Source organism: Belliella buryatensis, from assembly GCF_900188245.1.
GTDB lineage: Bacteria > Bacteroidota > Bacteroidia > Cytophagales > Cyclobacteriaceae > Belliella > Belliella buryatensis.
On the sequence record NZ_FZOK01000002.1, the window covers coordinates 154459 to 172672 of the forward strand.

17 protein-coding genes are annotated in these 18214 nt (G+C 40.9%); 16 read left to right on the forward strand and 1 reads right to left on the reverse strand.

Annotated elements, in window-relative coordinates; all coding sequences use genetic code 11:
• The first annotated feature begins 1 nt into the window (after position 1).
• The 8 genes from mraY (at position 2) to ftsZ (ending at position 10095) form a co-directional block, all read left to right on the forward strand.
• Positions 2 to 1213, forward strand: a complete 1212-nt coding sequence (gene mraY, locus CHB66_RS02630; RefSeq protein ID WP_089237699.1) for a phospho-N-acetylmuramoyl-pentapeptide-transferase — start codon at positions 2 to 4, stop codon at positions 1211 to 1213.
• A gap of 1 nt (position 1214) precedes the next feature.
• Positions 1215 to 2570: a UDP-N-acetylmuramoyl-L-alanine--D-glutamate ligase gene (murD, locus tag CHB66_RS02635; protein WP_089237701.1), complete on the forward strand. Its 1356-nt coding sequence runs from the start codon at positions 1215 to 1217 to the stop codon at positions 2568 to 2570.
• Positions 2567 to 3739, forward strand: coding sequence for an FtsW/RodA/SpoVE family cell cycle protein (locus tag CHB66_RS02640; protein ID WP_089237703.1), 1173 nt, complete (start codon positions 2567 to 2569; stop codon positions 3737 to 3739). The genes murD and CHB66_RS02640 overlap by 4 nt, the downstream gene beginning before the upstream one ends.
• A 39-nt stretch (positions 3740 to 3778) precedes the next feature.
• A complete protein-coding gene (gene murG / locus CHB66_RS02645) occupies positions 3779 to 4861 on the forward strand; it encodes an undecaprenyldiphospho-muramoylpentapeptide beta-N-acetylglucosaminyltransferase (RefSeq protein WP_089237705.1) in 1083 nt (360 codons plus the stop codon).
• Positions 4858 to 6252: a UDP-N-acetylmuramate--L-alanine ligase gene (gene murC / locus CHB66_RS02650; protein ID WP_089237707.1), complete on the forward strand. Its 1395-nt coding sequence runs from the start codon at positions 4858 to 4860 to the stop codon at positions 6250 to 6252. The genes murG and murC overlap by 4 nt, the downstream gene beginning before the upstream one ends.
• On the forward strand, positions 6242 to 6997 hold the full coding sequence (locus CHB66_RS02655; protein ID WP_089237709.1) for a cell division protein FtsQ/DivIB: 756 nt from the start codon (positions 6242 to 6244) through the stop codon (positions 6995 to 6997). Before murC ends, CHB66_RS02655 begins: the two co-directional genes overlap by 11 nt.
• A 10-nt stretch (positions 6998 to 7007) precedes the next feature.
• Positions 7008 to 8327 (forward strand): cell division protein FtsA, encoded by a 1320-nt coding sequence (ftsA, locus tag CHB66_RS02660; RefSeq protein ID WP_089238067.1) that lies wholly within the window; start codon positions 7008 to 7010, stop codon positions 8325 to 8327.
• Between the two features lie 115 nt (positions 8328 to 8442).
• Positions 8443 to 10095: a cell division protein FtsZ gene (ftsZ, locus tag CHB66_RS02665; RefSeq protein WP_089238069.1), complete on the forward strand. Its 1653-nt coding sequence runs from the start codon at positions 8443 to 8445 to the stop codon at positions 10093 to 10095.
• Between the two features lie 3 nt (positions 10096 to 10098).
• On the opposite strand, the gene CHB66_RS02670 is transcribed toward ftsZ, so the two are convergent.
• A complete protein-coding gene (locus CHB66_RS02670) occupies positions 10099 to 10623 on the reverse strand; it encodes an NADPH-dependent FMN reductase (RefSeq protein WP_089237711.1) in 525 nt (174 codons plus the stop codon).
• 87 nt (positions 10624 to 10710) lie between these two features.
• On the opposite strand from CHB66_RS02670, the gene CHB66_RS02675 reads away from it, so the two are divergent.
• The 8 genes from CHB66_RS02675 (at position 10711) to gldG (ending at position 17825) form a co-directional block, all read left to right on the forward strand.
• Entirely contained in the window at positions 10711 to 11550 is an 840-nt protein-coding gene (locus tag CHB66_RS02675; protein WP_089237713.1) for a purine-nucleoside phosphorylase, read from the forward strand.
• A 357-nt stretch (positions 11551 to 11907) separates the two neighbouring features.
• Positions 11908 to 12732 (forward strand): purine-nucleoside phosphorylase, encoded by an 825-nt coding sequence (locus tag CHB66_RS02680; RefSeq protein WP_089237715.1) that lies wholly within the window; start codon positions 11908 to 11910, stop codon positions 12730 to 12732.
• A 166-nt stretch (positions 12733 to 12898) separates the two neighbouring features.
• A complete protein-coding gene (locus CHB66_RS02685) occupies positions 12899 to 13117 on the forward strand; it encodes a hypothetical protein (protein WP_089237717.1) in 219 nt (72 codons plus the stop codon).
• 70 nt (positions 13118 to 13187) lie between these two features.
• Positions 13188 to 13898: a hypothetical protein gene (locus CHB66_RS02690; RefSeq protein WP_089237719.1), complete on the forward strand. Its 711-nt coding sequence runs from the start codon at positions 13188 to 13190 to the stop codon at positions 13896 to 13898.
• Positions 13891 to 14331 carry a DUF4221 family protein gene (locus CHB66_RS02695; RefSeq protein WP_394335270.1) on the forward strand — a complete coding sequence of 147 codons (441 nt, stop codon included), beginning with the start codon at positions 13891 to 13893 and terminating at the stop codon, positions 14329 to 14331. Before CHB66_RS02690 ends, CHB66_RS02695 begins: the two co-directional genes overlap by 8 nt.
• Before the next feature lie 185 nt (positions 14332 to 14516).
• On the forward strand, positions 14517 to 15428 hold the full coding sequence (gldA, locus tag CHB66_RS02700; protein WP_089237722.1) for a gliding motility-associated ABC transporter ATP-binding subunit GldA: 912 nt from the start codon (positions 14517 to 14519) through the stop codon (positions 15426 to 15428).
• A 4-nt stretch (positions 15429 to 15432) separates the two neighbouring features.
• Entirely contained in the window at positions 15433 to 16155 is a 723-nt protein-coding gene (gene gldF, locus CHB66_RS02705; protein ID WP_089237725.1) for a gliding motility-associated ABC transporter permease subunit GldF, read from the forward strand.
• Complete coding sequence (gldG, locus tag CHB66_RS02710) at positions 16152 to 17825, forward strand: gliding motility-associated ABC transporter substrate-binding protein GldG (protein WP_089237727.1); 1674 nt, start codon at positions 16152 to 16154, stop codon at positions 17823 to 17825. The genes gldF and gldG overlap by 4 nt, the downstream gene beginning before the upstream one ends.
• Positions 17826 to 18214: the final 389 nt, after the last annotated feature.

Below are 18214 nucleotides of genomic sequence, written 5' to 3' on the forward strand. Positions count from 1 at the left end.
GATGTTATACCCGATTTTTGAATATTTCGACAAAGTAATGGATATCCCTGGCACAGGGGTGTTTCGCTATATCTCTTTCAGAGCAGGGATGGCAGCACTCTTGTCATTGATCATCACCATTACTTTTGGGAAAAACATCATTGATTGGATTCGCAATAAGCAGATTGGCGAGACTGTTAGAGACTTAGGATTAGAAGGCCAAAATGAAAAGAAAGGCACGCCAACTATGGGCGGCTTGATGATCATGGCTGGTATCATTATTCCTACTTTACTTTTTGCCAATGTCAATAATGTGTACATCATCTTATTGCTGATCACTACTGTTTGGTTGGGAGGAATTGGCTTTTTGGATGACTATATCAAAGTATTCAGAAAAAATAAAGATGGACTTGCTGGAAGATTCAAGATTGTAGGTCAGATTGTCATTGGGATCGTTGTCGGGGCTACACTTTACTTCCATGATGGAGTAGTGGTAAGAGAGTTTACCAACCCTGTTTCTATTGAGGAGGGTGTGGTCGAGACACCTGCTTTCAAAGATGTCAAGACGATGAAAACTACCATCCCGTTTATGAAAAACAATGAGCTCAATTACGAGCGCATATTTGGATTCTTGGGTGAGGCTGCTACACCGATTTTCTACATCCTGATCGTGATCTTCATTGTGACAGCGGTATCCAATGGAGCCAATATCACGGATGGAATAGATGGACTCGCTGCGGGGACCTCAGCCATTATTGGATTGACGATCGCCATTTTCGCCTACATTTCTGGCAACGCCATTTTCTCCCAATACCTGAATGTTTTCTTCATTCCAAATTCTGGTGAGTTGGTGATTTTCTGTGCTGCTTTTGTCGGCGCTTGTGTGGGTTTCTTATGGTACAATTCCTATCCAGCACAGGTTTTTATGGGAGATACCGGAAGTTTGATGTTAGGTGGAGTGATTGCAGTTTTGTCTTTTGCTTTAAGAAAAGAACTGTTGATTCCAGTATTATGTGGGATTTTCGTAATTGAGAATGCCTCAGTGATCATTCAGGTGTCCTATTTCAAATACACCAAAAAGAAATATGGTGAAGGTAGAAGGGTCTTTTTGATGTCCCCACTTCATCATCATTATCAAAAGAAAAATATTCATGAAGCTAAGATTGTGACCAGATTTTGGATCATCGGGATCCTATTGGCCATCATCACCTTAGCAACTTTGAAATTGAGATAATATGAACAAGAAGATAGTCATATTAGGCGCAGGCGAAAGCGGATTGGGAGCAGCATTGCTCGCCAAGCAGCAGGGCTATGCCGTGTGGGTATCTGATATGGGTAGCATCTCTGAAGCTCGCAAAGTTCAGCTCCATGCTGCCAATATTTCCTTTGAAGAAGGAAAGCATACAGAAGAGGAAATCCTCAGCGCAGATGAAATCATCAAAAGTCCGGGAATTCCCAATAAAGCTCCTATCGTCAAACTGGCCTTAGAAAAAGAAATTCCGGTGATTGATGAGTTGGAGTTTGCTTTTAGATTTTCCAAGGGAAAAGTGATTGCCATCACCGGTACCAATGGAAAGACCACTACTACGCTCTTGACCTATCACCTGCTTCAGAAGGCAGGCATGGATGTAGGGCTTGCAGGAAATGTAGGGCAGAGCTGGGCAGGGCAATTGGTAAATGGAGACAAAGCTTGGTGGGTATTGGAGGTAAGCAGTTTCCAAATTGATGGATTTGTCACTTTCAAACCAAACGTGGCCATCTTGACCAATATTACGGCAGATCATTTGGATAGGTATGATTACCAATTGGACAAATACATTGCTTCCAAAGTATCGCTATTCAAAAATATGGATGCCAATGATTTGGCGATTGTGAATGGTGACGACTTAAATGTCCACAATGGATTACTCAAAGCACCAATAAAAGCTCAGTTGGCCAAATTTTCAATAGAGCAAGAGCCAAGTGTCGGAGCATTCTATGATGGAGACGTTATCGCTATTCATCATATGGACAGCTTCAATCTAGTCGTTGATCAAATTAATCTAAAGGGTGCCCACAACATGCAAAATACCATGTGCGCGACCTTAGCAGCTATAGCAGCGGGAGTTAATTCAAATGCGATCAAACAGGCTTTGGCTGATTTTCAAAATGCCCCACACCGCATGGAATGGGTAGCAGAGATCAATCAAGTGGCATTTGTAAATGATAGCAAAGGAACCAATGTAGATGCGACAATTTATGCATTGGAGAGCTTCGGAAGCAAATTGGTCTGGATCGCTGGTGGTGTTGACAAGGGCAATGATTACTCCGTGCTTTATCCATTAGTTGAAGAGAATGTAAAAGCTTTGATCTGTTTGGGTACGGACAATGAGAAATTGAAAGCAGCTTTTGCTGGAAGAATCCAAACGATAAGAGAAACTGAAGATATCGCACAAGCAGTTGCTTGGGGCTTGGAGCTTGGGGAAAGAGGATCAGTGGTTTTGCTTTCACCCGCATGTGCCAGTTTCGATCTTTTCAAAAATTATGAAGATCGTGGAGAGCAGTTCAAAGCGGCAGTGATTGCGCTAACAAAAGAAAAAGTCAAATCATGAATAAGGCCAAGGAATTTATAGATAGAAATCTCAAGGGTGACCCAATTATTTGGGCTATTGTGATCCTATTGTCTATCATCAGTATTCTGGTGGTCTATTCAGCGACAGGCACTTTGGCTTACAAATACAAGGGAGGTAATACCGAGACCTATATCGTCAAGCATGCCTTTTTGGTATTCTTGAGCTTGGGAGTGATGTGGGCTGTACATAAGATTCCATATAAGACCTTCGGTATTATTGGGAAGCTCTTGTTATTCATTTCTGTGCCATTATTGTTGTTCACTTATTTCTTCGGTTCCAATATCAACGATGCAAATAGATGGTTGACAATCCCTGTGATTGATCAGGCTTTTCAGCCTTCAGATCTTGCCAAACTTGCGCTGATCGCCACTTTGGCAAGTTTTCTTGCAGGAAAGCAACGCAATATTCGAGACTTCAAAAACACTTTCATTCCGGTAATGATCGCAGTTGGTGTCATCTGCGGATTAATTGGTATTGCCAATATGTCTACAGCAGTTTTGCTTTTGGTGACTTGTTTGCTCTTGATGTTTATTGGAAGAGTACCGATGCGATATACATTTCTAATTGTGATGGTTGGGATGTTGGCCTTGACTGCAGCAGTGTTCTTTGGCCAGCGTGGAGGTACATTTGTGTCCAGGATAGAGAATTTCATTTCTGGTGATGAGATTCCTTATCAAGCAGAACAATCATATATCGCTATTTCCACAGGAGGAATCACTGGGAAAGGTCCTGGGAATTCAGAACAGCGCAATTCATTGCCTCACCCATACTCTGATTTTATCTATGCGATCATTATTGAAGAATATGGATTAGTAGGCGGTGGTGGCGTATTGCTACTCTATCTAGCCTTGTTATACAGAGGCATGCGTATCGTCGCTTCCTCGACCAAGCCATTTGGCGGATTGTTATCTGCTGGATTGAGCTTCGCCCTCGTCTTGCAAGCCATGGTCAACATGGCAGTAGCGGTAGGACTGGGTCCAATCACAGGTTTACCACTTCCCTTACTCAGTATGGGAGGGACTTCCTTGATATTTACAGGTTTCTCCTTGGGGATTATCCTCAGCGTGAGCAGAGGTGATCATGAAGACGCAGAGGACCCTATTGTAGAAGGCAGTAACAAACCAAGAAGAGCATTTCAAACAGCATAAACCCGAAGCACTATCAAGAAGAAAAGCACATATAGAATCATGATCAGCGGTGGCGGAACCGGAGGGCATATTTACCCTGCGATTGCTATAGCCAATGCCTGGAAAGCCAAATATCCAGACAGTGATTTTTTATTTGTGGGTGCCGAAGGTAAAATGGAAATGCAGAAAGTGCCAGAGGCTGGCTACCGCATAGAGGGATTGAAAGTAGCTGGACTTCAAAGAAGTCTTAGTTTATCCAACTTGAGTTTTCCATTCAAACTGCTAAGAAGCCTAAGTAGGGCAAAGCAACTGCTCAAAGATTTTCAGCCTAATGTAGTCGTAGGCGTTGGAGGTTATGCAAGCGGACCCCTATTGTTTGTAGCACAGAACAAAGGAATACCAACTTTGATACAAGAGCAAAATTCCTATGCAGGCTTGACCAATAAGCTATTGTCCAAGCGTGCAAAGAAAATCTGTGTGGCTTATCCGAATATGGAGCAGTTTTTCCCAGCGGATAGATTGATCTACACTGGCAACCCTGTGAGAAAAGATATCATGGAGTTGGATGGGAAAAAGGAGCAGGCCTTGGCGTATTTTGGACTCAATGATGATAGAAAGACACTTTTGGTGCTAGGAGGAAGCCTTGGCGCTCGTACAATCAATCAAGCCATATTGGCTGAGATGGCAGCTTTTGAGCATGGTGACTATCAAGTTTTATGGCAATGTGGGAAATTTTATTTTGCTGAGATGACAGCTCAAGTAGCAGCTTCAGGGCTGAAGCATATCCAAGTTAGAGAATTCATCCGAGAGATGGATTTGGCTTATGCAACTGCAGATTTAGTGGTGTCCAGAGCTGGAGCTCTTTCAGTATCCGAGTTGAGCTTGGTAGGCAAGCCAGTGGTGTTTATTCCATCACCCAATGTAGCGGAAGACCATCAGACCAAGAATGCCATGGCTTATGTATCTCAGGATGCAGCCATCTTACTCAAAGATGCAGATGCAATCGGAAACTTGAAGGCCACCGTAGACAGCATCACCAATGATGAACAAAAAGCCAATGATTTGGCTCAAAACATAAAAAAATTAGCAAAACCAGACGCTGCCACGGCAATAGTGGAAGCCATAGCAGCATTGATCCCATGAAGCTGAGTCACCTACATAGCGTCCATTTTCTAGGAATCGGTGGCATAGGTATGAGTGCCCTAGCTAGGTATTTCAATCACATGGGGCTACCTGTTTCTGGCTATGACAAGACACCTTCACCGCTAACAGAAAAGTTAGCATCAGAAGGGATGCAAATCAGCTTTGTGGATAGCATAGCTGAAATTCCAGATCCAGTCAAAGTCAATAAGGAAAATGCACTGATTGTGTGGACTCCAGCCATGCCAAAGGATTCTGAACAGTTGAATTTCTTCAGAAATGAAGGCTATGCGCTGCATAAGCGTGCAGCAGTTCTTGGGATGATCACAGCTGATATGCCGACCATCGCAGTGGCTGGGACTCACGGTAAGACGACGACTTCGTCAATGGTGGCGCATTTGCTGAAATCTGGTGGCGAAAATATCGCAGCATTCCTAGGAGGGATCACACAAAACTATCAAAGTAACCTGATTCTCCATGACGAGCAGGTAGGAGACTCTACAGTAGTGGTAGAGGCGGATGAGTTTGATCGTTCTTTCCTTCATCTTCATCCCAATACAGCAGTACTGACTAGTGCAGATGCTGATCATTTGGATATTTATGGAGATGACCAAGTGATGATGGATGGATTTAGAGCTTTCTTAGACTTGATTGCTCCTGACGGGAAATTATACATTCAAATCAAGGCCTTCGAAAAATTAGGCAAGTCTGACTTTGGAACAATAAAGGTCACCCAGTACGGCGTCAAAGCTGGAGAAATACAAGCTGAGAACGTCAAGGCTTTGCCGGGGTATTTCAGTTTTGATTTTGTCAAAGGAACTAAAAGAATTAATAACCTAAAGCTGAGAATGCCAGGCTTTCACAATGTGGAGAATGCTTTGCCAGCGATAGCGATTGCTTTGGACTATGGCTTGACTGAGGAGAAAATTACAGCTGGCTTGCAGTCATTCAGAGGAGTGAAGCGCAGGTTTGAAATACATGTGCAAGAGGATAGCAAAGTCTATATTGATGACTATGCACATCACCCAGAGGAAATTTCAGCCTTTTTGGAATCGGTCAAGGCCATGTATCCTTCAAAGCGACTGACAGCCATCTTTCAACCGCACTTGTTCACGAGGACAAGGGACTTTGCAGCAGGATTTTCAGAAAGCTTGTCCTTAGCGGATGAAGTGATTCTCTTGGATATCTATCCTGCAAGGGAATTGCCAATCGCAGGAGTGACTTCAGAAATGCTGCTAACTGATATCAGTGCTGATAAGAAATCCTTGCAAAGTAAAGAAGCAATCTTGAATTACCTGAATGCCAATAGACCAGAAGTTTTGGTCACCATAGGCGCAGGAGATATTGACAGATTAGTAGAACCGATAGCTAAATGGATGAGAGATGAAAAATAGAACGAAAAAAACGATCGTTTTTAGCCTCTTGGTCATGGTGCTGGCAGGCTTTATCGGGTTTGTAGAGAAGCAAAGTGCAGACAAACGACTCAATCAGGTTCATGTCAAAGTGAATCCTATTGCAGATGTATACTTTGTAGATGAAAAGGATTTGCTTCAAAGATTGGAGACTGAGTTCCCGCTTCTGAAAACAGGAGTGTTGGTTAGTGAATTGAATCTCAACCAAATTGAAAAAAAGGTGAAGAGTCATCCATTTGTAAAAAATGCAGAAGTCTTTAGTGATTTGAAAGGCAATATATGGGTAGAGATCGATCAGCATAAACCCATGGCTAGGATTATCAGACCTATGGCAGCTGACGGTTACATTTCTACGGAAGGCGTCATATTACCTACTTCACCGAAGTATACGACGAGGGTATTGACTATAGAGGGAAGCTATGCTGAGCGATTGCTTCAAGAAGAAAAGCTTGGAGCTGAGTACCAAGGTTTGCTAGACTTGATCAAGTTTATCGAAAAGGATGACTTTTGGAAAGCTCAAATCACAGGTCTAGAACTCAATAGGAAAAATGATATCCGCATGTATCAGCAAGTAGGTAAGCAGGTGATAGAGTTCGGTGCAGCGGAGCAGATTGAAGAGAAATTCAAGAAGATAATACTCTTCTACGATGAGATTCTACCTGCCAAAGGTTGGAATACATACAGCAGAGTGAATGTAAAATATAAGGATCAAATCATTTGTGAATAATAGAATGGCTATGGAAAATGACAAATTAATCGTCGGTTTAGACATCGGGACCACCAAAATCTGCGCAATTATCGGGCGCAAGAACGAGTTTGGGAAATTAGAAGTGCTAGGTATGGGTAAAGCGGTCTCTGATGGAGTCATTAGGGGTATCGTGACCAATATCGACAAGACTGTCAATGCTATCCAAAAGGCAGTGCAAGATGCTTCTGATATGGCTGATGTAGATATCGCAGAGGTGATTGTCGGTATAGCAGGTCAACATATCAAAAGCACAGTACACCATGGTGTGACTTTTCGCAAAGCCAATGAAGATGAGATTACTGTTGAAGATGTCAGAAGACTATCCAATGACATGGAGAACATCGTCGTTCCTCCTGGTAATTCTATCATTCATGTGATGCCTCAGGACTATACTGTAGATTATGAAGATGGAATCAAAGATCCTGTAGGTATGTCTGGTTCTAGACTTGAAGCTGATTTCCATATCATCACAGCACAGACCACCGCGATTAACAACATCAATAGATGTGTAAAGAGAGCAAGTTTGATTTCCAAAGACCTGATCCTTGAACCTTTGGCAAGCTCACTTTCTGTATTGAGTGATATCGATAAGGAAGCTGGAGTATGCTTGGTAGATATCGGTGGTGGGACTACGGATATAGCCATTTTCTATGATAATATCATCAGACATACTGCTGTGATTCCTTTGGGAGGTAATATCATCACTACAGATATCAAAGAGGGATGTATGGTCCTGCATCACCAAGCAGAATTATTAAAGACAAAATTTGGAAAAGCCATAGCCGAAGAAGCCAACCCAAATGAAATTGTCTCTATTCCAGGCTTGAGGAATAGACCTCCAAAAGAGATCTCAATCAAAAACCTTGCAGCCATCATTCAAGCCAGAATGGAAGAAATTATAGAGTACGTGCAAAACGAGCTTGTAGCTAGTGGGCATTACAAAAAGCTGGCAGGAGGAATTGTCTTGACGGGTGGTGGTTCGCAGCTACAAGGTGTAGCTCAGCTCTTTGAATATATGACTGGACTAGATACCAGAATAGGTTATCCAAATGAGCACCTTGGTAAGTGTAAGATTGAAGAAGTAAAGAGTCCAATGTACGCTACTACGGTAGGATTGGTATTGGCTGGCTTCAAGTCTATCGATGATAGGGATACGCAATATAACGAAAGAACCAAGCAGGTAAAGGAGCATGAAATGAATGTCAGAACAACAAAAACCATGGCATCAGGAGATAACCTCTTTTCCAATATTCGTAACAGACTCAAAGATATGATCGGTAGTGATATCGATGAAGATAGTAATTACTAGGGCTTATCGAATTGTGGGGAGTTGAGCGGTCTTACTGCTCAATTCCCCCTTGATCAAGCGCTGAAACATATGAAAAACAAGTTCACCAACAAATAATTTCAAAATGTCAGATAACATGAAAGATTACAAGTTTGATCTTCCAAAAAATCACAAATCTATCATCAAGGTGATAGGTGTTGGAGGAGGTGGTTCCAATGCGGTGAACCACATGTACAATCAAGGTATCAAAGATGTGGAATTCGTAGTAGTCAATACGGATGCGCAGGCTTTGAAAAGTAGCCCAGTGCCCTTGCGCTTGCAGTTAGGTGCCAACCTAACCGAAGGTCTTGGAGCGGGTGCCAATCCAGAGAGAGGTAGGAATGCCGCTTTGGAAAGCAAAGAAGAGATCAGAGAGTTGCTGTCTGATAATACCAAGATGGTGTTTATCACCGCTGGTATGGGTGGTGGTACTGGGACTGGTGCTGCTCCAGTGATCGCCAAGATTGCCAAGGATTTGGATATCCTCACGGTAGGGATCGTGACGGCTCCGTTCATGTTTGAGGGAAGAAAGAAAATGTCTTCCGCACAAGCAGGGATTGAAGCTTTGAGAGAAAACTGTGATACCGTTCTCGTGATCCTCAATGACAAATTGAGAGAAGTCTACGGTAATTTGGCTATCCGTTCTGCTTTTGCTAAAGCTGATAATGTCCTTACCACGGCAGCCAAGTCAATTGCTGAAATCATCACTGTTCATCAAGACGTCAATGTGGATTTTGAAGATGTGAAGACAGTCATGAAGGATGCTGGGGCTGCGGTAATGGGTTCTGCGGTAGAAGAAGGCGAAGGCAGAGCGATCAAAGCTGCTGAGAAAGCAATCGCCTCTCCACTTTTGAACAATGTGGATATCAAGGGTGCTCAGAAAATATTGCTTTCCATCATGTCTGGTGAGGAAGAGGAATTGTCTATGGACGAATTGAGCGAAATCACGGAATACATCCAAGAGCGTGCAGGTGCTGATGCAGAGTTGATCTTCGGTCAAGGTATTGATCAAGATTTAGCTAAAGCCATCCGTGTAACTGTAATTGCTACAGGTTTTGAGATGGATAGCTTGACGACCCCTACAGCAGCTAAGGCTGTAGAAACTAAAGAGGAGAAAAAAGTAGAAGTATCAGAAGCTATTGAAGAAGAGAATGTCAAAAAAGTAATTCACCTCGAGTCTGGCAAAACGTCAAGCGTAGAGGAAAATGCTACAGCTCAGTCTGGACAGACGTTTACCTTCACTTTCCAAAAGCCTCTTTTTCCAACTCCTGCAGAGAATAATTTCAACCTAGAGCAACCAAAAGCTGTTGAATCAGCGCAATCTGTAACGCCTAAGCAAATAGAGGTGGAGCAAGAAGAGGAACCGGAATTTGAGTTTGTCAAAGCCAATGCAGCAGAGCCTGAGAAGAAGGTCTTTGCATTGGAAGAGGAAGAGCCAGAGCTACAAGCTTCACAAAAAGAAGAAACGCCAACTGAAAGCCCTGCTTACAGCAATGACTATTACGAGCAATTGAAGCAGAAGGCCATACAAAGAGCACATGAGCGTTTTGAGAAGTTGAAAAGCTTAAAAAACAATGCGCACAACCCAGAGGAATTCAAGGATAAGTTGGAAACTCCAGCTTATGTGAGAAGACAAGTGAAGCTGAATGATGTGCAGCACAGTTCTGAGAGAAGCATCTCAAGATTCAATCTGACTGATGACAATGAATTCTTGAAGAACAATAGATTTCTACATGACAATGTTGATTAAGTCTTAGTACTTAATCAACATTTCAGCCTGGGAACGAAGCAATTCCATGTACAGCCTGTTGGTGAGCAGGTTATCTGACATATTTTCCTCGATCTTCGCAAATTTGAGTTTGAGGGGAAGTACATGCATCCCTAGGTAATGGAAGATGTCGGTGAGGTGGCTCAATGCGATGCCACCCCCGCCTATTCCTGAAGATATCCCCATCAGGGCACATTTTTTATCTCTAAAAGTGTTGGGATATGTCATCCCATCAATAAAAGCTTTCAATATTCCTGGGAAGGAACCATTGTACTCTGGGACAATAAACACAAATTTTTCTCCTGTCCTGACTTGATCATGAAAAGCATTGTAGCCAGGATTTTTTCCATTGTTTTCGTAGAGTGCTGAAAAAATAAAATCCGCTGGCAGATCTCGCATATCTAAAATTTCCGATGCTACTTCCATGGAAGCTAAGGTTTCTTGATATATACCAGCGAGTTGTCGCGAAAGTGAATTCTTGCGGTTGGTGCCTACAATAATTTTGATCATAATTTTTTCTTTAGGAACAAATACAAAGTAAAGGCGGAATAGTTTAAACAAAAATGAATTCCTTATTTTAGACCAAAATTTAAAGTAATGCGACAGGAACCTCAAATAGACTATACAACCCAAGTACAACATGCCGTAGATCATATTCACCAAGTATTTGTAGATCCAATTTCCATTGGAATTATCTTGGGGACTGGCTTGGGGCAGTTGATACAACAGATCGAAATCGAGCATGAGATTCCGTATCAGGAAATTCCATTTTTTCCTGTTTCTACAGTGGAGAGTCATAGCGGGAAGTTGATCATTGGGAAGCTTTCGGGTAAGCGAGTATTGGCTATGCAAGGGAGATTTCACTATTATGAAGGCTACTCTATGAAAGAGGTGACTTTTCCAGTGCGCGTGATGAAGCGATTGGGTGTCAAGCAGCTGATTGTTTCCAATGCAGCAGGTGGTTTACATCCCGACTATCAGGTTGGTGGGCTGATGATACTCAATGACCATATTGATCTTTTTCCTGAAAATCCACTGAGGGGGAAGAATTTGGATGCATTCGGCGTGAGATTCCCAGATATGAGTGAGCCATATAGCAGGAAGCTGATCAACAGCGCTTTGGAGATTGCTCAGGAAAATAAATTGGAAATCAATCAGGGTATTTATGCTGGCGTACAGGGGCCTAACTTAGAAACCAAAGCGGAATATAAATATCTGAGGACCATCGGAGCAGATGCGGTAGGGATGAGTACGATTCCAGAGGTCATCGTGGCAAGGCACATGGATATGGAAGTCTTTGCAATATCAGCCATCACAGACTTGTGTTCTCCAGGGAATATCAAGAAAGTGAGCATCGCAGAGGTACTAGCTGCTGCCGCCATCGCCGAACCCAAAATGTCCTTGATCATTAAAGAGCTGGTAAAGCGGGAAGGGTAGTTTTATTGTACCAAGTACCAAGTAAGAGGTGTTGATGAGTGAATATGGTCGGTAGAGGTGAGAGAATTGAGATTTGAGAAGCAAGAGAAAAGAGTTTAGAGAAAGAAGTAAGAATAACGATACTAGATACAGATGATATGGGACTTGAGATATGAAATTTTTTGTCTTGCGCACTAGTGATGATTTTGATTGAAAAGGGAAACTATTTATCACATTCTCTGCTACTTTATTACAATTACACCAACCAGAAAAAATATAATAAAATCAAAAAATGCACAACCTCACCCCAATAACCCAATCAACTAATAATCAACAACCTTCAAACCTTCCAACTTTATAACCTTTCAACTATTCCCCATGACCTATTTCGAAAAAGCAAAATCAGCTGCTGCATACATCCAATCTCGAGTTGCTAAAGAAGCAGACACTTTGGTGATTTTGGGTTCTGGTTTGGGTGGGTTTGTGGAGGTTTTGGAAGAAGCTGTTTCCATTCCTTATGGCCAGATTCCATATTTCCCTGTCTCTACAGTTGCTGGTCACTCAGGTGAGTTGATGCTGGGTAAGGTTGGAGACAAATGGATCTGGGTAATGAATGGGCGGTTTCATTACTATGAAGGCTATGAATTGGGTGAGACAGTATTTCCTTTAAGAGTTTTGAGTTTGCTGGGAGTAAAGAACTTGGTCGTATCCAATGCTGCGGGTGGCTTAAATCCTGATTTCAAAGTGGGTGATTTGATGCTGATCACAGATCATATCGACAAGTTTCCATCTAATTCACTCAGAGGCAAAGATGCCACAGATTTTGGAGTAAGGTTTCCCGATATGAGTGAGCCTTATGATCTAGAGTGGAGAAACCTAGCTAAGGAAAAGGCAAAATCTTTACAAATCAACCTAAGAGAGGGAACATATACAGGAGTGACTGGTCCAAGTCTAGAAACAAAAGCAGAAATCCAGTATTACAGAACTCTGGGTGGTGATGCCGTAGGGATGAGTACTGTCCCAGAAGTGATCGCTGCCAATCAAATGGGGATGAAAGTTCTCGGCATCTCCGTGATTACCAATGAATGCAATCCAACTGACAACAAGCTCTTTGCACATGATGATGTAGTAGAAGTGGCCACCAAATCTGGTAAAGCTATGCAGGAATTGGTAAAATTAGTTTTGGAAACTAAAATTTTTTAAATTGACTATCAATAAGTTATGCTTTGTCTTGAATAATTTTCAACTAAATATTATTGGGGGGTAAAATTTACTAGTTTACCAAAGAATTAAATAGAGCGCTTGATTTTTAGTTCAACCCATCCAATGGTTGGTTTGGGTAATTGTTAAAATAATAAATTATTTAATTATGAAAAAAGTAATTTTATTTACTGTAGTGATGTTTTCCAGCTTTTTTTTAAGTCAAAACATTGCTCAAGACGCTAATATTGAGCCAATACTCGATGGCGGTGGCGAAAAAGTAAATTGGTATTATTTTGATTGCCCTTATAATAGTGGTAAAGAATGCAAGACAAATTCAAGCTCTCAGTTTTGTGCAAAATCAAAAACGAAACCTATCGGAGCTTGATAATATTTATTTGAGTAAGATTCTGTTCGGAGTTGACTTCGAACAGAATCTCAGTAATTAATTTTAAATTATGAAATTGATAAATTCTTTAGTAGTTGTTGCACTCTTACTTATTTCATGTAATCGATCTGATGATTCAACAATCGGACTGCAAGAGGTTGAATTTAGTGTCCGAGAGTATTTTATTAATACTGAGGATAAACTTTCTCAGTTCTATTATTTTAATCAAGTAAAAAACGATTCTTTGTTTGTTTTTAATGTTTTCAGTCATAGTTTAGAAATAATTGATATTAAAATGAAAGAAAGACTGAGTCCTATTAAATTTGAATTCAATGGTCTAAATGCAGTAAATGGAATAAGATCTTTTTATTACCATAATAAAGATTCGATATTTTTTTCAGAAGACAATCTGAGTATTGCTTTGTTGAGTTCAGAGGGGGAATTGATAGACAGATACTCGAATCTAGAAAATAGCCTTTCATTTTTAGATTCTGAAAAAGTTTATAGAAATATGCCCTCGATGGAATTCTCTTCTCAGTTATTATATAACTCAATAAATAAAGAGATCATTATCTATCATCAAACTTTTAATCAGAAGGATAAGAAAAGTATTTTTAGTAAATACTCTATAAAATCTCGAAAAAGTAAGATTCTACCCACTTACTACCCAGAAGAATATTTAAATCAGAGATTAGATCTAAATAAACTGTTTTTGACATCTGCCATTTTGAATCAGGGTTATTTAGTTTATATTTTTTTCAGGAAGTCCAAAAATTACTAGCTATGATTTTAATTCTGATAAAGTAACAATTAAAAGTCATTTACAATACGGGAATAATAAACTTGTTTCCGAAATGGTTCCTTTTGGAGAGGTTTCTCATGAAGAGAAACAAAGGTTTATGATGGATAATCCTTTTTATTTTAAGATTTATTTTGACGAAACTCGGAAATTGTATTTAACATTAAGTAGTCCTCCAAGACCAGGGTCAACAGAAGAAGATTTTCATTATGTGAATTACAATACCATTCATGTGACTATTTTTGATAAAGAATTAAACCAGTTAGCTAGAATCACATTACCAAAAAAGGATATTTACAATGTGGGATTTTCATTTGTTTTTTCAGAAGGACTGTGGATTTCCTATAATTCAAAAAATCAAGATGACGAATCATATATTAAGGGGGATTTGATAAGATTTAATGTTATTGATTGATGGGACGATAAGGTTTTGGTCTTGTCTTAATTATTATTATTCCGAACCAATTCCGGTATCCAAAAACTAATGAATTTGATATTTTCTCCCAATTCACATAGTCCTTTTTACCCAGACCAAAACATTTTTTTGCTACTTCCCTACATCTGCTTAACTTCGTCGGAGAATTTCCTTATCAATCGACTATGTCCCTGATCGTTCAGAATCTCACCAAAATCTATGCGCAGCAAAAGGCCCTTGACCAAGTTTCCTTTGAAGCTGAAAAAGGGCAGGTTTTGGGTTTTTTAGGACCTAATGGCGCGGGGAAATCTACCACCATGAAAATTGCCACAGGTTTCCTTCTCCCAGATGAAGGAGATGTGCTGATCAATGGCATTTCGGTTTTACAATCTCCCAAGGAAGTTTCTAAGCTGATTGGCTACCTTCCAGAGCACAATCCATTGTATTTGGAGATGTATGTAAAGGAGTTTTTGGGATTTATAGCAGGACTTTATGGAATAAAGGGGCAGCAAGCAAAAAAGCGAATCGATGAATTGATTCCGCTTTGTGGTTTGGAGGTAGAAGCACACAAAAAGATCCATCAACTTTCTAAAGGATACAGACAGCGTGTTGGTTTAGCCAAAGCACTGATCCATGATCCTGAAGTAATCATCTTGGATGAGCCGACCACAGGTCTAGACCCTAATCAATTGGTGGAAATACGTGCTTTGATTAAGAAAATCAGCAAGGAAAAAACCCTGATCCTCAGTACCCACATCATGCAGGAAGTGGAAGCCATCTGCGAGAAAGTAGTGATTATCAACAAAGGAAAGATCGTAGCCTCTGACCTTTTATCCAATCTAAAGTCTGAAGCGGGTAAAGTAGCGCTGACTTTAGAAACAGAAGAGTCTTTAGAATTGGATTGGTTTGAGGGGATTGGAAAAGTTGAATTTGTGCCTAACAAGCAATCTGCTGTTTCGATTCTCGTTGAAGATGGAAGTGTCGGAAGAAAAGCTTTACTTCAAATTGTACAAGAAAAAGAGTTGAATTTGATTAGTATTCAGCAAAAGGAAAAGAATTTGGAATCTATTTTTCAACAAATCACCCAAAGTAAATAATTTGATGCGCGCATTATATTGGAAAGAAATCAACACATTTTTTGGAAACCTATCTGGGTTTCTGATTTTGGCTGTTTTCTTGATTTCCATTGGTTTGATGGTCTGGGTTTTTCCTGACTCGTCAGTATTGGCTTATGGTTTCGCGGATTTGGAGCCACTTTTTGTCTATACACCTTATGTTTTCACTTTTCTGATTCCTGCGATCACGATGAAGATGATTGCGGAAGAAAGGAAATCAGGGACTTGGGAAATTTTGAGAACTTCACCACTAGGAGATTTGGCAATTATACTGGCAAAATTTCTAGCTGCTTTTACACTGGTTTTTATCGCCGTGTTACCCACTTTAGTCTATTATTACAGCATTGTGCAGCTAGGTGAACCTGTAGGGAATATTGATCATGCTGGATTCTTTGGATCTTGGATTGGACTTTTGCTGATTGGGGCGGTCTTCGCTTCCATTGGGATTTTTGCCAGCGCATTGACAAGCCATCAGATCATCGCGTTTATTTGGGGAGTTTTTATGATTTTCCTGCTTTACTTCGGATTGACGGCATTGGTTCAGCTGCAAGTGATGTCTTCCTTTGCACTTTTGCTGGAGGAGTTGAGTTTGAGTTACCACTATGAAAGTATGAGTAGGGGAGTGATCGAAGCGCAAAATGTAGCTTACTTTCTCTCCATCATGATATTGATGTTAGGTTTGACTGTTATTTTGATTCGAAGAAAATGAAAAATAAGAGCAGCAAGCAAATCCTCAAAATACTCGGTGTCATCCTCCTGACCATCGTTGTCATCAATGTGCTTTTCAGTCTGATTGATTTTAGAATTGACTTGACAGAAGAAAAAAGATATTCGCTACATCCTGCAACAATTGAGGTTTTGGAGAACTTGGAAGATCCTCTCGAAGTGGAAATTTTACTCTCAGGTAACCTGCCTGGAGGGATGCGAAGATTGCAAAGATCGATCGAGCAAACAGTTAGAACATTCAATGCTTACAGTTCTCAGAAAATCAGTTTTTACTATTTAGATCCTTTGACTTTGCCTCAGGAAGAACAAGAGGATTTTGTAGTGGCATTGACAGAATATGGAATACAACCCACCAATTTGTTTGTCACAGAAGATGGGGGTCAAAAGACAAAAATGATTTTTCCTGGCGTGCTTGTCAAGGATCCTGAGTACGAAGCTGGAGCGTTGATTCTGAAAGGTGAAAAAGGGATGTCGCCTGACGAGATATTAAATAACTCTGTCGAAAATCTTGAATTTGAATTGATCAATGCTATCCGTAAACTTGTCAGTAAGCAACAATATGCAGTCGGCATGTTGATGGGCAATGGTGAGTTGGAGGGGGATGATGGGTTTGGGATCGTAGAAGCATTGGTGGAGGATTTTGAAGTTTTCAAGATTCCATTGGAGCAAGCAAAAAAGGTAGAAGATTTGGATCCCTTCGATGTGCTGATCATAGCTGGTCCGAAGGAGACTTATTCAGAGAGAGAAATTTACATTGTCGATCAATACTTGATGAGAGGCGGGAATCTTGTCATTTTGCCCAATGCTTTGGCTTATGATATGGATGAAGCTGGTGGAGATGGAACAGTGGCTATGCCCTTCGATAATGGGCTGGATCAGCTGCTCTTTAGGTATGGTATTCGGGTCAACAAGGATTTTGTTCAAGACATGAATTTTGGATACCACCCTGTGATGGCAGGTAATTTTGGGGATCAGCAGCAGTTGGTTCCTTTGCCTTGGCCATTTTACATTGCCGCAGGGAGGATGGCAAAGCATCCTGTTTCCAAAGGCCTAGATCAGATCGTTTTTAGATTTACTTCAAGCTTAGATACAGTCAAAGCTGATGGTGTGAAGAAAACGCCCTTGATCTTTGGATCTGATTTTGGAAAGAAACTAGCAGCACCTGTTCGGGTTGCTTTTCAGGATATGGAGGATGGACCTGACTTGGAATCCTATGCCTTACAAAACCTCCCGCTACTTTATTTACTGGAGGGAGACTTCACATCTTTGTTCAAAAACAGATTTTTGCCTGATGGGATGCCAAAGGAAGGTTTTTTGGAATCAAGTAGGCAAGGAAAAGTATTTGTAGCAGGTACTGGAAGGCTATTTGAAAGTTCTTTTGATCCGAGGTCAGGCGAACCTTTGCCAATAGGCTTGGATCCTTACAGTGATATGCAGTATGGCAATCGGTTATTGCTTCAAAACATGATCAATTATTTGGTCGAGCCAGAAGGTATCATCGCCAGCAGGACCAAGCAATTCCAAATCCGTCCGCTCAACAAAGTAAAGGTCAGTCAAGAGAAAGTAAAATGGCAAGTGATCAATGTGGTGCTGCCAGTGGTATTGTTGGGTTTACTTTCATTGGTTTGGATGTTTGCTCGCAAAGGCAGATAAGGTGCAAAGGAATGTAATTGAAATGAATATGTTGATTTTCAGACTTTAAAAACTTGCCCGTCGAGGCGGATTTAAATATTGAGAAAACTGACAGACCCCCGTCGTTAGATACATCTATTTTTATGCGATTCACCGGCCACGAAGTGGTCAAACCTCTCAATAGCCTCGGGTGAAACCCGTGGGAAAAAATGACAAAGTCACTACCAACTTCCGACCCTAGAAGGGTCGAATTCTCATTCACAAAAAGGTTAATCATTTTAGAGCTATTGATCTCTCCTTCGTGTTACGTTCTGAAAATAGTTGATACTTTTTTCAATTAAAGGAGTTCAACCCCTTTCGGGGTTGTGGATTGTCGATAATTTTTTTTCCGTGGGTTTAAAACCCACGGC

What these genes read in the sequence shown, in the direction of transcription:
- mraY (WP_089237699.1), top strand. Translation starts at nt 2, where the DNA reads ATGTTATACCCGATTTTTGAATATTTCGACAAAGTAATGGATATCCCT.
- murD (WP_089237701.1), top strand. Translation starts at nt 1,215, where the DNA reads ATGAACAAGAAGATAGTCATATTAGGCGCAGGCGAAAGCGGATTGGGA.
- CHB66_RS02640 (WP_089237703.1), top strand. Translation starts at nt 2,567, where the DNA reads ATGAATAAGGCCAAGGAATTTATAGATAGAAATCTCAAGGGTGACCCA.
- murG (WP_089237705.1), top strand. Translation starts at nt 3,779, where the DNA reads ATGATCAGCGGTGGCGGAACCGGAGGGCATATTTACCCTGCGATTGCT.
- murC (WP_089237707.1), top strand. Translation starts at nt 4,858, where the DNA reads ATGAAGCTGAGTCACCTACATAGCGTCCATTTTCTAGGAATCGGTGGC.
- CHB66_RS02655 (WP_089237709.1), top strand. Translation starts at nt 6,242, where the DNA reads ATGAAAAATAGAACGAAAAAAACGATCGTTTTTAGCCTCTTGGTCATG.
- ftsA (WP_089238067.1), top strand. Translation starts at nt 7,008, where the DNA reads ATGGAAAATGACAAATTAATCGTCGGTTTAGACATCGGGACCACCAAA.
- ftsZ (WP_089238069.1), top strand. Translation starts at nt 8,443, where the DNA reads ATGAAAGATTACAAGTTTGATCTTCCAAAAAATCACAAATCTATCATC.
- CHB66_RS02670 (WP_089237711.1), bottom strand. Translation starts at nt 10,623, where the DNA reads ATGATCAAAATTATTGTAGGCACCAACCGCAAGAATTCACTTTCGCGA.
- CHB66_RS02675 (WP_089237713.1), top strand. Translation starts at nt 10,711, where the DNA reads ATGCGACAGGAACCTCAAATAGACTATACAACCCAAGTACAACATGCC.
- CHB66_RS02680 (WP_089237715.1), top strand. Translation starts at nt 11,908, where the DNA reads ATGACCTATTTCGAAAAAGCAAAATCAGCTGCTGCATACATCCAATCT.
- CHB66_RS02685 (WP_089237717.1), top strand. Translation starts at nt 12,899, where the DNA reads ATGAAAAAAGTAATTTTATTTACTGTAGTGATGTTTTCCAGCTTTTTT.
- CHB66_RS02690 (WP_089237719.1), top strand. Translation starts at nt 13,188, where the DNA reads ATGAAATTGATAAATTCTTTAGTAGTTGTTGCACTCTTACTTATTTCA.
- gldA (WP_089237722.1), top strand. Translation starts at nt 14,517, where the DNA reads ATGTCCCTGATCGTTCAGAATCTCACCAAAATCTATGCGCAGCAAAAG.
- gldF (WP_089237725.1), top strand. Translation starts at nt 15,433, where the DNA reads ATGCGCGCATTATATTGGAAAGAAATCAACACATTTTTTGGAAACCTA.
- gldG (WP_089237727.1), top strand. Translation starts at nt 16,152, where the DNA reads ATGAAAAATAAGAGCAGCAAGCAAATCCTCAAAATACTCGGTGTCATC.